This is a genomic window from Paraburkholderia azotifigens (genome assembly GCF_007995085.1).
Lineage (GTDB): Bacteria > Pseudomonadota > Gammaproteobacteria > Burkholderiales > Burkholderiaceae > Paraburkholderia > Paraburkholderia azotifigens.
Window position 1 is genome coordinate 2,077,431 of sequence record NZ_VOQS01000003.1, and the last position, 14,121, is coordinate 2,091,551.

15 protein-coding genes are annotated in these 14,121 nt (G+C 65.7%); 12 read left to right on the plus strand and 3 right to left on the minus strand.

Annotated elements, in window-relative coordinates:
* Positions 1-49: 49 nt before the first annotated feature.
* Positions 50-1,501, plus strand: a complete 1,452-nt coding sequence (locus FRZ40_RS26510) for an aldehyde dehydrogenase family protein (RefSeq protein ID WP_147236100.1) — start codon at positions 50-52, stop codon at positions 1,499-1,501.
* Positions 1,502-1,575: 74 nt separating this feature from the next.
* Here the strand turns inward: FRZ40_RS26510 and FRZ40_RS26515 are convergent, their stop codons facing one another.
* Both FRZ40_RS26515 and FRZ40_RS26520 read right to left on the minus strand, forming a co-directional pair.
* On the minus strand, positions 1,576-2,199 hold the full coding sequence (locus tag FRZ40_RS26515; RefSeq protein WP_028366427.1) for a LysE family translocator: 624 nt from the start codon (positions 2,197-2,199) through the stop codon (positions 1,576-1,578).
* Positions 2,200-2,343: 144 nt separating this feature from the next.
* Complete coding sequence (locus FRZ40_RS26520) at positions 2,344-2,751, minus strand: hypothetical protein (protein WP_240057287.1); 408 nt, start codon at positions 2,749-2,751, stop codon at positions 2,344-2,346.
* Between FRZ40_RS26520 and FRZ40_RS45125 the strand changes: the two genes are divergently transcribed.
* The 6 genes from FRZ40_RS45125 (at position 2,750) to FRZ40_RS26545 (ending at position 8,654) form a co-directional block, all read left to right on the plus strand.
* On the plus strand, positions 2,750-2,923 hold the full coding sequence (locus FRZ40_RS45125) for a hypothetical protein (RefSeq protein WP_231516089.1): 174 nt from the start codon (positions 2,750-2,752) through the stop codon (positions 2,921-2,923). The genes FRZ40_RS26520 and FRZ40_RS45125 overlap by 2 nt on opposite strands.
* A gap of 265 nt (positions 2,924-3,188) precedes the next feature.
* On the plus strand, positions 3,189-3,977 hold the full coding sequence (locus FRZ40_RS26525) for a hypothetical protein (RefSeq protein WP_147236102.1): 789 nt from the start codon (positions 3,189-3,191) through the stop codon (positions 3,975-3,977).
* A 3-nt stretch (positions 3,978-3,980) separates the two neighbouring features.
* A complete protein-coding gene (locus tag FRZ40_RS26530; protein ID WP_147236103.1) occupies positions 3,981-4,910 on the plus strand; it encodes a glycosyltransferase family 4 protein in 930 nt (309 codons plus the stop codon).
* A gap of 237 nt (positions 4,911-5,147) precedes the next feature.
* Positions 5,148-6,590 carry a M23 family metallopeptidase gene (locus tag FRZ40_RS26535; RefSeq protein WP_147236104.1) on the plus strand — a complete coding sequence of 481 codons (1,443 nt, stop codon included), beginning with the start codon at positions 5,148-5,150 and terminating at the stop codon, positions 6,588-6,590.
* Between the two features lie 272 nt (positions 6,591-6,862).
* On the plus strand, positions 6,863-8,284 hold the full coding sequence (locus FRZ40_RS26540; protein ID WP_147236105.1) for a DUF2252 domain-containing protein: 1,422 nt from the start codon (positions 6,863-6,865) through the stop codon (positions 8,282-8,284).
* A 118-nt stretch (positions 8,285-8,402) separates the two neighbouring features.
* On the plus strand, positions 8,403-8,654 hold the full coding sequence (locus tag FRZ40_RS26545) for a GlsB/YeaQ/YmgE family stress response membrane protein (protein WP_028366421.1): 252 nt from the start codon (positions 8,403-8,405) through the stop codon (positions 8,652-8,654).
* Between the two features lie 27 nt (positions 8,655-8,681).
* On the opposite strand, the gene FRZ40_RS26550 is transcribed toward FRZ40_RS26545, so the two are convergent.
* Positions 8,682-9,542, minus strand: a complete 861-nt coding sequence (locus FRZ40_RS26550; protein WP_028366420.1) for a polysaccharide deacetylase family protein — start codon at positions 9,540-9,542, stop codon at positions 8,682-8,684.
* A gap of 196 nt (positions 9,543-9,738) precedes the next feature.
* Here FRZ40_RS26550 and FRZ40_RS26555 point away from each other — a divergent pair, with 196 nt between their 5' ends.
* The 5 genes from FRZ40_RS26555 (at position 9,739) to FRZ40_RS26575 (ending at position 14,091) form a co-directional block, all read left to right on the plus strand.
* The gene (locus FRZ40_RS26555; RefSeq protein ID WP_147236106.1) at positions 9,739-10,617 is read left to right on the plus strand and encodes a LysR family transcriptional regulator; all 879 of its coding nucleotides are present in this window, start codon (positions 9,739-9,741) and stop codon (positions 10,615-10,617) included.
* A 120-nt stretch (positions 10,618-10,737) separates the two neighbouring features.
* Positions 10,738-11,988, plus strand: coding sequence for a D-amino acid dehydrogenase (locus FRZ40_RS26560; protein WP_147236110.1), 1,251 nt, complete (start codon positions 10,738-10,740; stop codon positions 11,986-11,988).
* 38 nt (positions 11,989-12,026) lie between these two features.
* Positions 12,027-12,926, plus strand: a complete 900-nt coding sequence (locus tag FRZ40_RS26565; protein ID WP_167528691.1) for a glutamate/aspartate ABC transporter substrate-binding protein — start codon at positions 12,027-12,029, stop codon at positions 12,924-12,926.
* 49 nt (positions 12,927-12,975) lie between these two features.
* Positions 12,976-13,752: an SDR family oxidoreductase gene (locus FRZ40_RS26570; RefSeq protein ID WP_147236112.1), complete on the plus strand. Its 777-nt coding sequence runs from the start codon at positions 12,976-12,978 to the stop codon at positions 13,750-13,752.
* Positions 13,753-13,854: 102 nt separating this feature from the next.
* Positions 13,855-14,091 carry an oxidoreductase-like domain-containing protein gene (locus tag FRZ40_RS26575; protein WP_028366415.1) on the plus strand — a complete coding sequence of 79 codons (237 nt, stop codon included), beginning with the start codon at positions 13,855-13,857 and terminating at the stop codon, positions 14,089-14,091.
* Positions 14,092-14,121 lie beyond the last annotated feature (30 nt).

Here is a 14,121-nt window from a genome sequence, read left to right on the forward strand (position 1 = left end):
AGTCGACGGTTCGCGAATACGCAATATCGCCAATCGCAAGGAGCACGAGATGGACACTGAAACCGACCTCAGACGCCATGATCTTCTCATCGACGGTAAGCGGCTGCCGCCCGGCACGGGCGAATATTCAGTCAATATCAACCCCGCGACGGAAGAGCCGATAGCGCTCGTCGCACAAGGCAGCGCGCAGGATGTCGACACGGCCGTCAAGGCCGCGCGCGCCGCCCTCAAGGTCTGGAACGGCATGCGCGCGGCCGAGCGCGGCCGCATCCTGATGCGCTTCTCCGAACTGCTGCGCGAGCACCAGGACGAAATCGCCGCGCTCGAAAGCCTCGACGCGGGCAAGCCGCTGGCGGCCGTCAAACGGCAGGACGTGCCCGCCGCCATCGACACGCTTGCGTACTACGCGGGCTGGTGCGACAAGATCAACGGCCAGGTCGTGCCCGTTCGTCCCGACGCGCTCACCTACACGATCCGAGAGCCCGTCGGCGTGGTCGGAGCGATCGTGCCGTGGAATTTCCCGCTGATGATCGGCATGTGGAAGATCGCGCCCGCGCTCGCGTGCGGCTGCACGATGGTCGTCAAGCCCGCCGAGATCACGCCGCTGTCCGCGCTGCGTGTTGGCGAACTCGCGCTGGAGGCGGGCGTGCCGCCCGGCGTGCTGAACATCGTGACGGGCAAGGGGCGGGTGGTCGGCGATGCGATCGTCGCGCATCCGGACATCGACAAGGTGACGTTCACGGGCTCGCCGTCGGTGGGGCGCGGCATTCTGCAAGGCGCCGCGGGCAACTTCAAGCGCGTGACGCTGGAGCTGGGCGGCAAGTCGGCGAATGTGATTTTCGCCGACGCGAACATCGACAACGCCGTGCGCGCGGCGGCTTCCGGCATTTTCTTCAACACAGGGCAGGTGTGTTCGGCGGGCTCGCGCATTCTTGCGCATCGCGACGTCTACGATGAAGTGGTCGAACGGCTCGCGGCGCGCGCACAAGGAATCAAGGTCGGCGATCCCAACGAGCGCGAAACGACGATGGGCCCGCTCGTGTCCGCCGCGCAGATGAAGACCGTGCTCGATTACGTGGAGATCGGCCGCAAAGAGGGCGCGTCGATCGTGACGGGCGGCGCGCGGATCGGTCAAAAGGGCTTCTTTGTCGAGCCGACAGTGTTCGCGAACGTCGAGCACGAGATGCGCATCTCGCAGGAGGAAATCTTCGGGCCGGTGGCGAGCGTCGTGCGCTTCGACGACGAAGAGGATGCCGTGCGCATCGCGAACGGCACGGCGTACAGCCTTGCGGCGGGTGTGTGGAGCGCGGATATCGGCCGCGTGCATCGGGTCGCGCATGCGCTCAAGGCGGGCACCGTGTGGATCAACACATATGGCTATACCGACGTGCGCCTGCCGTGGGGCGGTTCGGGCGATTCGGGCTTCGGCCGCGAACACGGCGATGTCGCGATCGAGAACTTCACGGAACCGAAAGCGATCTGGCTGGCCATCGAGCATTGACGCCAACGTCGCCATCAAAAAAGCGGATCGAACGATCCGCTTTTTTTGTATGACGATGCGTGTGAAGCGGGCGTTCAGGTGGTGCGCCGCACCAGCAGAAAACTCACGCCGATCGCGCCGAGAAACGCGCCGCAGCATCGGTTGAACCAGCGGCGCACGGTGGCGCGCGTCAGCCACTTGCCGAGATGCATGCCCGCCCACGAATACAGCGCGATCGCGAACCATTCGAGTACGAGGAAGCTCGCGCCGAGCACGGCGAACTGCGGCAGCATCGGCTTCGAGATATCGACGAATTGCGGCAGGAACGCGGTGAACACCAGAATCGCCTTCGGATTGCCCGCCGCCACGAAGCATTCCTGACGCGCGATGCGCCACAGCGACGCGTCGTCCTGTTTCATCGCGTCCATCGGTCCCGCGTCGCTGCGCCACAGCTGGATGGCGAGCCAGATCAGATAAGCGGCGCCCGTCAGCTTGATCGCGAGGAAAAACAGCTCGGACGCGTGCAGCACGACGGCGAGGCCCGTCGCCGCCAGCACGAGCATGCCCGCGAACGCGACCAGCCGCCCGCTTCCTGCGACGAACGCCGTCATGAAGCCGTGCCGCGCCGCGACGTTGATCGACAGCAGGTTGTTGGGGCCCGGCGCCATGTTGATCGCGAAGCACGCAGGGAGAAAGAACAGCCAGGCGGTGAGGGACATGACGGCTCGCTCGGATGACCGCTGCGGGCAGGCGCGTTTCGATGGCGCGTCGCGCGGCGGCGGATTCGGATGGGAAGTCTGGATTGTAGCGAAAAGCCGGCTGCGTCTGGGTCGCAGCGGTAGGCGGTGCGCCGCGAAGGCGCGTTACTGCACGGGCTGAAGCGCCCGATGGAACGACGGATCTCTGACGATCGTATCGATGCTGAGCTTGACGACGTCGTCGAGTGCGAACACGGCGTTGGAGAATTTCTGCCGGTACAGATGGACGGTATTGCTCTTCACGTAGACGGTTTCCTTCGTCGATGCATTGGTGACGAAGTAGCAGATCGTCATCGACCACGTGGCGGGCGAGCGTGCGTCGTCGACCGACAGCACTTCGATGCGGCCGCTCAGCACCAGCTTGTCGTGCGTGGTCACGGTGATGCCCGATTTGCGCCACGCGGACACGACGGCATCGCGCACGGCCGCTTCGACGCTCTTCTTCAGCAGGATCGACGTCGTCGCCGTGTTGGCGATCCGGTCGTAGGTGATGTGGCCTTCGCGCGCGGGCATGTACGCGAATTCGCGGGCGGAAGCGATGACGAGCGCGTTGTCCGCGGGTGTCTCGCTCGACGACGCAGAGCGCGGGACGAAAAAAGAGCAGGCGGAAGTCAGAAACGCGAAGCAGGCGATGCTGGATCGTTTGAGCAGGAGCGGATTCACGGGGAAGGCGCAGCAGGCGTGACGCTGCGTGATGAATGTCGAAGGCGTAAGAGTTTGTCGCGCGGATGTGCCGGCGAATATGAGACGCGTCCTAAAAAGAGCGCGGCTTCGTCGGAACGCGATGGAAGGCCGGCGAGGAGATGATCGCGCGCAAACCTGTCGAAGGCGTGCTGACGGACGTCTCGAAAAGCGCCGCTTATCGCATTAAGACTGGTCCTACAGTCATTTTTTGGATAGTCAGCGATACTGATCGACGTCCATTTTTTGCCTCGATCGAGATCACATCCATGCTCCCCACGTCCGCACTCCAATCGATGAAGCCGCTGTTCATGACGCCATGCTACGGCGGCAATCTCGCGGCGAATTTCACGAACAGTCTGCTCGCGCTCAACAACGCGCTGTGGACGACGGGCATGCAGGGTTCGGTGCGGATCCGGTCTGGCGAGAGCCTGATTACGCGTGCGCGCAACGAAGCCGTCGCCGAGTTTCTGCTCGATCCCGGCTATACGCATCTGTTCTGGATCGACGCGGACATCGGCTTTTCCGTCGATCAGGTGTTCCGCCTGCTGCTGGCCGATCGCGATGTCGTCGCCGGTGTCTATCCGCTCAAACGCTTCGACTGGCCCGGTGTGCTGCCCGCCGGCATCACGCAGGAGACGTTCGCGGCGCGTTACCTGCGCTATCCCGTGAACGCGCACGACGGCGTGTCTTCCGCGATCGACGGCGATGGTTTTCTCGAAGTCAGCGAAGCGCCGACGGGCTTCATGTGCATCCGGCGCAGCGTGATCGAAACGATGATCGCCCGTCTGCCCGAACTGAAATACGTGCCCGACGGTCCGCCCGACTCGCCGCTCTACGACTACTGCTATCGCTTTTTCGACGTGATGGTCGAGCCCGCGACGAACCGCTACCTGTCCGAAGACTATGCGTTCTGCCGACGCTGGCGCGAGATCGGCGGCCGCGTGTTCGCCGATACGCAATCGAAGCTGTCGCATCAGGGCATTTACACGTGGCGCGGTGATTTCGGCGCGTCGCTCGCGGCGAGCCCGCAGACGGCGATCGGCGGCGAGTACTGAAGCATGGAAGCGAACGAATTGAGCGTGCGGGCGCGCGGCGGCACGGAGTTGATGCTGCAGGCGCTTCACGCGCGGCTCGACCCGCAACTGGCGCGACAGTTTCAGATCATTCCATCGCGCGTGCGCTGGCTCGATCCCGATCGTAAGCGGATTCTCTGGCTGCATGACAAGCCGAGCCGGGAGGAAGCCAGCTTCCTGGAGCATGCGGAGAATCGTGCGGCGTTTGCAGGCATTGTGTGCGTGTCGCACTATCAGGCGGCGCTGTATCAGATGATTCCAAACGTGCCGTATGCGGAAATGACCGTGCTGCAGAACGCAATCGAGCCGTTCGGCGCCTATCGTCCGCGACGCAGCGAGCGCATCCGTCTGATCTACCACACGACACCGAACCGCGGCCTCGAAATCCTCGTGCCCGTGTTCGAGTATCTCGCGGCGCGCCACGCCGACATCGAACTCGACGTGTTCTCGAGCTTCAGCATCTACGACTGGACGGAGCGCGACGCGCCGTATCGGCCGCTATTCGAGCGATGCCGGGCGCATCCGCGCATCCGCTATCACGGCGCGCAGCCGAACGCGGTCGTGCGCGACATGCTCGGCGAGTCTGACATTTTCGCGTACCCGAACATCGAACGGGAGACGAGCTGCATCGCGGCCATCGAGGCGATGTCGGCGGGCTGTCTCACGGTGTGCGCGGCGTACGGCGGTTTGCCGGAGACCTGCGCGAACTACGCGCAGCTCTATCCGTTCACGGAAAACATCCAGGTTCATGCGCAGCGTTTCGCGGCGGCGCTGGATTCCGCCATCGTCTCGGTCCGGCGGCGCAGCGCCGACGACGAGCGCCTGCGCGCGCAGCAGGTTGAATACTTCACGCGCTTCTATTCGTGGGACAGGCGCATCGGCGAATGGGACGCGTATCTGCGCGGCTTGCTGTGACGCCGAACCGGTATCCGATAACTTTCAGATCATCTTGAGAGAAATTAAGAATCAGGCGATTCAACCGGATTTGTCTGCTCCTTAAACTTCAAAGATCACTTGCCGGGCTGCGCGGCGCGATGCAGCGACCACAGAGTCGCGGGATCGCTTGATCCACCTTCGCTACGCGCCGCTGCCGTGTCTTCCGGACGCGGCCGCTCATGCCCGCAGCCCTTTGTTTCCAACGCGAGATCCGACGTGAATTACCTGCGATCATTCCTCGCGCGCGGGCAGGGCATCTCCGTGGCTGCGGTTCGTCCGCTGCCTCTCAAACGCAAGACGCTTTCCAGCGTGGCCGCCTGTTCGGCATTGTGGATCGGGGCCTCGATGGTGCCCGGCGCATCCACCGCGCTCGCTGCACCGAAGGCGCACAAACATGGTCCCGCTCACAAGCGGCGGCACCATCTTGCTGTTGCACGGAAGATGCCTTTGCCCGGCGCGCAACCCGCTCCTTCGCCCGATGCCGTATGGCCTCCGCCGCACGACGCCGGTGGCGCACGTGCCGGGTCCGCCGCGGGCCAGTCCGGCGCTGGCGCGTCCGTGCCGACGGCCGCTCGCAGCGACGCCGCCACGCATGCGCCGGGCTATTCGATGGCGTCGCTCAGCTTGCGCATGCCGTCGAACGAACTGGTGCTCGGCACGGTCTGCGCGGCCACACCGACGATGTGCGTGCCCGTCGCCCACGATCCCGCGGACGACACCCACGAATGGTCCGGGCGCGTCAGGCAGCAGGGCGCGCCCGACGACACCGTGCAGGCGACAACGGCGTTCGGCGACGCCACGGGCTTCAGCCTGCAGGGCGACGAAGCGCGTTCGAGCGCCGGCGCGATCGACGGGACACTGCGTGCGACGCTCGAGCAGGCGGGCTTGGCCGCGAGCGTCGTCGATCAGATCGGCGCGATCTTCGCGGGCCGCGTCGATGTCGACGCGCAGGCGCAAGCAGGCGACGAATACCGGCTGGTGATGGCACCAGCCGATGAATCGGCTGAACCGCGTATTGCATCGCTCGAAGTCCGTCTGAACGGACGGGCATACGATGCGCTCTGGTTCACGGCGCCGGGCGCGGCGCAGGGCGCGTACTACACGCCCGACGGCGCGTTGATCGCGAGCGAGCCGTTCGCGATGCCGCTGAACTACGGTCGCGTGAGTTCGCCGTTCGGCATGCGCCGGCATCCCGTCTACGGCGAGCGCCGCTTCCACACGGGCGTCGATCTGACCGCGCCCGCCGGCACGCCGATCTACGCGGCGGCGGCGGGTATCGTCGAGATGGCCGTCGATGGACGCGGCTACGGCAAGCACGTCGTCCTGCGTCACGACGACGGCTATTCGACGTACTACGCGCATCTGTCGTTGTTCGCGGACGATCTGAAGCTCGGGCAACGCATCGAGCAGGGGCAGGTGATCGGCTATGTCGGCCGCACGGGGACGGCGACGGGACCGCACCTGCACTACGAAGTGCGCAAGGACGACTATCCCGTCGATCCGATGTCGCTCACGGCTCATTGTTTCGTCGCACCGTTGTCGGGCGCCGCGCGCGTCGCGTTCGACGTGCGCGCCGAGGCCGCGCGCACGACACTTGCGGCGCTGCAGCCGCGCAGTGTGCGCATCGCCTTGATCCTCCAGCCGCCGCGCTTCTTCTGATGCGGCCACGCGATGGCGCGCCGCGCGCCATCGCTGCTTCCTCTTCCCGTTCTGACTTTCCGGTGCAGCTGCGCACAGACTTGCGCGCCCGTTCGCCGTGAAATGTAATACAGTCCATCCGATGGACGTGCGTGCCGGCTTCACTGTGCAACGCAGCACGAACCCGACAAACCTTTCCCGCCAGCCCGCAGCCGTCGAGCATCTGACGCCTCTTCGCGGCACGCGGTTGCAGCGCTCCCGATGCAAGCCGATTCACAAGAACGGAGAAAAGCATGAAGGCCAGCACCATCGCGGAACGGGAAGCCAGCGGGCGCGCGGCCCGCGAACACGCAAGGCGCTCCAGTCACCGCACGCTCGGTCCCATGCATCGCAATCCCGTCGATCTGCTCAGGCAGAGCAGCGAAGGGCGCGTCGAGCGTCTCGTGCCGCTGCGCTATGGCCGCATGACGGTGTCGCCGTTCACGTTCTTTCGCGGCAGCGCGATCCTGCAGGCGCACGATCTCAGCCTGACGCCGCACACGACGCTCACGCTGCCCATCTGCGGTGATGCGCATCTGTTGAACTTCGGCGGCTTCGCGACGCCCGAGCGCCAGCTGATCTTCGATCTGAACGATTTCGACGAAGTCTCGACGGCGCCGTTCGAATGGGATCTGAAGCGCCTCGCCGCGAGCTTCGTCGTCGCCGCGCGGCACATGCGCTTCAGCCGCGGCGCCGCGCACGACCTCGTGATGACAGCCGTCAACCAGTATCGCGACCGCATCGCGCAGTACGCGGGATGCGGCGCGCTCGAACTGTGGTACGAGCGGATCACGTTCGATCGCATGGTCGACACGGCCGTGAACGCCGAGAACCGCCGGCTGATCCGGCGTGCGATGGAGAAGGCGGGCGCCCGCACGCACGAAAGCATGCTCGAGAAGCTGGCCGAGCGCGACGGCGACCGTTACGTCATGCGCGATATGCCGCCCGGCCTGTTCCACGTGCACGGATCGAATACCCTGTTCGATGCCGAAGACGACTGGTTCAAGATCGGCGAGTGGAACAAGCTGATCCACGAGACCTTCCAGGACTACCTGAAAACGCTCAACGAAGACCGTCGCGAGTTGCTTGGCCAGTTCACGCTGCACGATCTCGTGTTCAAGGTGGCTGGCGTCGGCAGTGTGGGCACGCGCTGTCTCGTGTTGCTCATGGCCGATCCGCATGGCAAGCCGCTCTTTCTGCAGGTCAAGGAAGCGCGCCGCTCGGTGATCGCGCAGCATTTCAAGGCGGGGCCGCGCAAAGCCGAGCCGAAGCACGAGGGCGAGCGCGTCGTGCTCGGCCAGCGCATGCTGCAGGCGGCGAGCGACATATTTCTGGGCTGGTCGACGGGGCCGTCGGGCCGGCATTTCTACGTGCGGCAGTTGCGCGATATGAAGCTGGCGCCGAGCATCGACCTGTTCGACGTCGATCAGCTGAACGGCTATGCGCGGCTGTGCGGCTGGGCGCTGGCGCGCGCGCATGCGAAGGCGGGCGGCAAGGCGATCGAAATCAGCGCGTATATTGGACGTAGCGACCAGTTCGCGCAGGCGCTGGCCGAGTATGCATCGGCGTATGCGGATCAGGTCGAGCGCGATTATGACGCGTTCATGAAAGCGTGCCGCAGCGGGGAGCTCGAGGCGCGTACCGACGAAGACATGGCCGCCGATTTCCGTATCTGATTCGCGCGCCCGCCGCAACGATGCAGTCGCGTCAGGCAGCAAGGCGGACCGTCGAACCGGCAGTCCGTCCGCAGGCAGTAGCAGGGCAACGTGGTGCTAACTCTGATCGGAGGTTCGCATGCTTTCCCTCATTGGCACGATAGTCGTCGGTCTCGTCGTGGGTCTGATTGCGCGCGCGCTCAAGCCGGGCGACGACAGCATGGGTCTCATCATGACGATCGTCCTCGGCATTGCGGGCTCGCTGGTGGCGGGCTATGTCGGGCGGGCGCTCGGCTGGTATCAGCCGGGACAGGCGGCGGGCTGGATCGCGTCGATCATCGGCGCGATCATCCTGCTCGTCATCTATCACCTGATCCGGCGGCGCACCTAGCGTTTCGCCCCGTCGCGCGGGCGCGCGTCAGGCGCCTGCCGCCTCGCGCAGCGTCACGAAGCGCAGTCCGCTTGCGCGCACGGTTTCGATCAGGCGCGGCAGCACGTCGAGCACGACGGGCTCGCCGGACGCATCCTTTGCCGCGCTCGCATCGTGCAGCAGCAGGATGTCGCGTGCCGCGAGGCCATCGACGAGCCTTTCCAGCACGCGCTGCGGATTGCGTTCGCGGGTGTCGAAGCCGCGCCGCGTCCACGCGGCGAGCCGCAGGTCGAGCTTCTGCAGCACCGGTTCGAGAAACAGGTTGCGCAGGCCGGCCGGTGCGCGGAAAAACATCGGGCGCTCGCCCGTCAGCGCCTCGAGCGTGTGCTGCGCGGCGCCGATTTCACGCATGAGCCCGCGCGGCAGTGTGACCGAGAACGTGTGCACATGCACCTGCGAGTGATTTTCGACGTCGTGACCGCGCGCGACGATCTCGCGCATCAGCGCCGGATGTTGCTGCGCCCGCGCGCCGATGCAGAAGAAGGTCGCGCGCACGCCATGCGCGTCGAGCAGGTCGAGCACCTTCGGCGTGACGACGGGATCGGGGCCGTCGTCGATCGTCAGCGCGACGGCGTCGGCGTTGCGCGGCGTGTCGGGCAGCCGGGTCCAGTTCGGCCCGAGCAGCGACGAGCGCGGCCACAAGCCGATCGACACGACCACGACATGGCTCGCGAGGATGCCCGCGAGCCACCACGGCCACGCGTGGGGCGCGAGCGCCCAGGCCGCCAGCATCGCGACATGCCATGCGATGGCGGCGTTGAACATCGGCGGATTGCCCGTGGCGGGCCAGCGGCGAGCGGGCGCTGCATGCGCGGCGGCGCGAGGCAGCGGCGGATTCGGTTGATTCATGATGCGTTGGCTCTGCCGGATTTCGCTTCAGGGAAAACCGTCAGACTGTCTTGATGCACGTCAAATGCGAACGATACCATTTGGGCGCGGCGCGTCCCGAAATTGGGAGGGTTGGAAAGAGAAGGCGCCCGCCGAAACCCAGTATCCTTGAGCCTTTTCCACTGCTCCATCGCTCCGCCGCCCGCGGATTCGCGTCATGCGCCTGCGCCACATCGAAGTCTTCCACGCCATCATGCGCACCGGCTCGCTGTCGAAAGCGGCCGAGCTGCTGTGCGTTTCGCAACCCGCCGTCAGCAAGGTGCTCGCCCATGCAGAGCGTAGCGCGGGCCTTACGCTCTTCAACCGCGTGCACGGCCGTCTTCAGCCGACGCGCGAAGCCGAACTGCTGTTCTCCGAAACGCAGAAGCTTCAGGCGAACCTCGACAGCATCCGCGATCTCGCGCGCAATCTGGCGCTGCAGCCGGAAGGGCATTTGCGCATCGGCTGTCTGCCGAGTCTCGGTCTGAGCCTGATTCCGCCCGCCGTCGAGGCGTTTCGCGCCGCGTATCCGCGCGTGTCGCTGCGCATCCAGACGCGCCACACGGAGGAGCTGCTCAACGCGTTGCTCACGCGCGATCTCGATCTGGCCGTCGCGCTGAATCCGCCCGCGCGGCCGGGCATCGCCTCCGTGGAACTGGGGCGCACGCCCGTCGTGTGCGTCGGTCCGCGCGACGAAGACACGGACGACCAGCCGGTCTCGCTGCAAGCGTTCGTCGAAGGCGACTGGATCGGCATCGGCAATGCCGATCCGCTGGGCGAGATGATCGGCAACGCGTTGGAGGCACTGGGACTCGACGGTCACGCGCCCGCTGTCGAGGCGCACACCTGGCATGTCGCCCGCGCACTCGCCGCGCGCGGCATCGGCCACGCGCTGCTCGACGAGCTGACTGCGAAGAGCGGCGCGGAAGCCGTGAGCGTGCGGCGTATCGAGCCGCCGCTGTCCGTCGGGGTGTTCGCGCTGTGGCGCGACGGCGGGCTGACGTCGCAGGCGGGCAACGCATTCGTCGACGTGCTGCGCGCGCGCTTTGCGCGATGAGCGTCTCGACGACGTGGCACGACTTAACCTGAGGTTATGCAGCCTCGCATCTCGTCAATTGATGCGCCGTTTTCGGCGCGCGACACTTGCCTGCAATGCAATCGCAAGGTTTGAGCATTCATGCATGTGTGTGTCCTCGGAGCGGGCGTCGTCGGACTGACGACGGCCTGGAGTCTGGCCCGCGACGGCCATGACGTGACGATCGTCGAAGCGCGCGGCGGCGCGGCGCTAGAAGCGAGCTTCGCCAACGGCGGGCAGTTGAGCTACAGCTACGTCGCGCCGCTCGCCGATCCCGCCGTGCTGCCGAAGCTGCCCGCGTGGCTGTTGCAGCGCGACTCCGCGCTGCGCTTCGTGCCGCGGTTCGATACACAGCAGTGGCGCTGGTGCGCGGCGTTCCTGCTCGCGTGCCGCAGCCATCGCGCGCGGCAGACGGCGCTCGAACTGCTGAGCCTCGGCGCGCTCAGCAAGGCGGCGTTGCACGAGATCGTCAAGCATGAGTCGATTGCGTTCGACTACGTGCGCAACGGCAAGCTCGTCGTGTATCGCGATCCGCACGAGTTCGGACGCGCGCGGCACAAGATGGAGCGGCTCGTCGCGGCGGGTTCGGATCAGCGCGCGCTGGACGGCAGCGAATGCGCCGTGCTCGAACCCGCGCTCGCGCATGCGCGACCGTTGATCGCGGGCGGCATTCACACGCCGTCGGAAGAAGCGGGCGACTGTCAGCGCTTCAGCGTCGCGCTCGCGGATGCGCTGGAGCGGCGGCATCGCGTGATGATCCGTTACGACACCCCTGTACGCGGACTCGTCACGGAAGGGCCGCGCATCGTCGCGGCGCGCACGGCATCGGGCGATATCGAAGCGGATGCGTTCGTCGTCGCGCTGGGGCTCGGCAGCGTGCCGCTGCTCGACGCGCTCGGCGTGCGTCTGCCCATTTATCCGCTGACGGGCTACAGCCTCACGATTCACGCCGCCGATCGCCGGCACGCGCCGCGCGTCAGCGTGACGGACCTGCATCGCAAGGTGGTCTACGCGCCGCTCGGCGAGAGGTTGAGGATCGCGGGCATGGTCGAGATCGCGGGCCTGCGCGACGCGCAGCGCGCGGATCGCGTCGAATTGTTGAAGCGCCACGCGCAGGAGATCTTTCCCGCCGCGGGCGATTACGCGAGCGCGCAGACCTGGTGCGGACACCGGCCCGCCACGCCCGACTCGAAGCCGCTGCTCGGCGGGACGCCGTACGGCAACCTCTGGCTGAATACGGGGCATGGCGCGCTGGGCTTCACGCTCGCTTGCGGCAGTGCGCGCGTGATTGCCGATATGATCGCGGGCCGTGCGCCATCCGTCGATACGGCGGCTTACGCATACGATCGCTGAATTCGTTGCACCCACATCCACACAACAGGAGACACGGCATGAAAACGACAATGACAACGTGTGCAGCGCTGCTCGCCTTCGCCATCGCCAGCGGCAACGCATGTGCGCAGGACCCGGGCGCGACGCTGAAGAAAATCCGCGAGACGGGTGCGATTGCGCTGGGCGTGCGCGAATCGTCGGTGCCGTTTTCGTACTATGACGACCAGCAGCATGTGATCGGCTATTCGCAGGCGATCGCGCTGAAGATCGTCGACGAGGTCAAGAAAGAACTGAACATGCCCGATCTCAAGGTGCGCGAGATTCCCATCACGTCGCAGAACCGCATTCCGCTCGTGCAGAACGGCACGATCGATATCGAATGCGGCTCGACCACGCATACGAAAGAGCGCGACAACCAGGTCGCGTTCTCGAACAGCTTCTTCCAGTACGGCGTGCGCATGATCGTGAAGAAGGATGCGGGCGTGAAGGACTTCGGCGATCTGGCGAACAAGACGGTCGTGACGACGGCGGGCACGTCCGAAGAGCGTCTGCTGCGGCAGATGAACAACGAGAAGTCGATGAACATGCGCCTCATCAGCGCGAAGGATCACGCCGAGTCGTTTCTCAACGTGAAGACGGGGCGCGCCGTTGCATTCGTGATGGACGATCCGCTGCTGTACGGCGCGAAGGCCAGGGAAGCGAACGCGGACGACTACCTCATCACGGGCACGTCGCCGATGTCGGAAGTGTATGGCTGCATGTTCCGCAAGGACGATCCCGGCTTCAAGAAACTCGCGGACGGCGTGATCGCGCGCTTGCAAACTTCGGGCGAAGCGGCGAATCTTTATCAGAAGTGGTTCACGCAACCCATTCCGCCGAAGGGCATCAACCTGAACTACCCGTTGTCGGCGGAGATGAAACAGCTGTTCGCGAAGCCGAACGACCGGGCGCTCGACTGACTTGTCCGCGTCGTGCCGTGTCGCGCGCAGCACGACCTGGAGACAAGGTGTGACGCAGACATCGGCAGCGACGAATAGAGGCAAGGTGGCGCTCGTGACGGGCGCGGGCAGCGGCATCGGCCGCGCAACGGCGGGCAAGCTGCTGGACAGCGGCTATAGCGTCGTGCTGACGGGGCGCAGGCAGGCCCCGCTCGATGCGCTCGCAACGCAAGCGCAACAGCAGGGCAAGGACGCGTTCGCCGTCGCCTGCGACGTGACGGATGCCGCGAGCGTCGCCGCGCTCTTCGACGCGATCCGGCTGCGCTATGGCCGGCTCGACGTGCTGTTCAACAACGCGGGCCGCAATGCGCCGCCCGTCGAAATCGACCAGATCGAACTCGACGACTGGCGCTCGGTTGTCGATACGAACCTGACGGGCGTGTTCCTGTGCACGCGCGCGGCCTTCGCGATGATGAAGGCGCAGACGCCGCGCGGCGGCCGCATCATCAACAACGGCTCGATCTCCGCGCATGCGCCGCGTCCGTTGAGCATCGCCTACACAGCGACCAAGCACGCGATCACGGGACTCACCAAATCGGTGTCGCTCGACGGCAGGCCGTACGACATCGTGTGCGGCCAGATCGACATCGGCAATGCGGCGACGGAAATGGCCGAGCGGATGGCGCGCGGCGTGCCGCAAGCCAACGGCACGATCGCCGCCGAACCGCTGATGGACGTCGAGTACGTCGCGGATGCCGTGCTGCATATGGCTAACCTGCCGCTGTCGGCGAACGTGCAGTTCATGACGATCATGGCAAGCAAGATGCCGTTCGTCGGGCGCGGATGAAGCACGCGTGACTCAGCGTGACTCAGCTTGACTCATACGTGACACGACGCGGCCGCTTCGTCCGACTTATACTGGACGCTTCCCGAACCACTGGAAGTGGATGTGACTGCTGACGAGGCGCCGCACCCGAGCGCGTCCGCCGCCGCCGATCCTCGCCCCACGCCGCCCGTGCGGCCCGATCCCGACGATTGCTGTCATAGCGGCTGCGATCCGTGCGTGTTCGATCTGTACGACGAAGAGGTCACGCGATATCGCGCGGCGCTGGCGGCATGGGAGGCACGGCATGCCGAGCCGCTTCAGCCTGGAAAGCGCGAAGGCAGGCCGCGCAGGAAGCGTTGAGCGCCGATCCGCATCCATTCGTTCCACCGA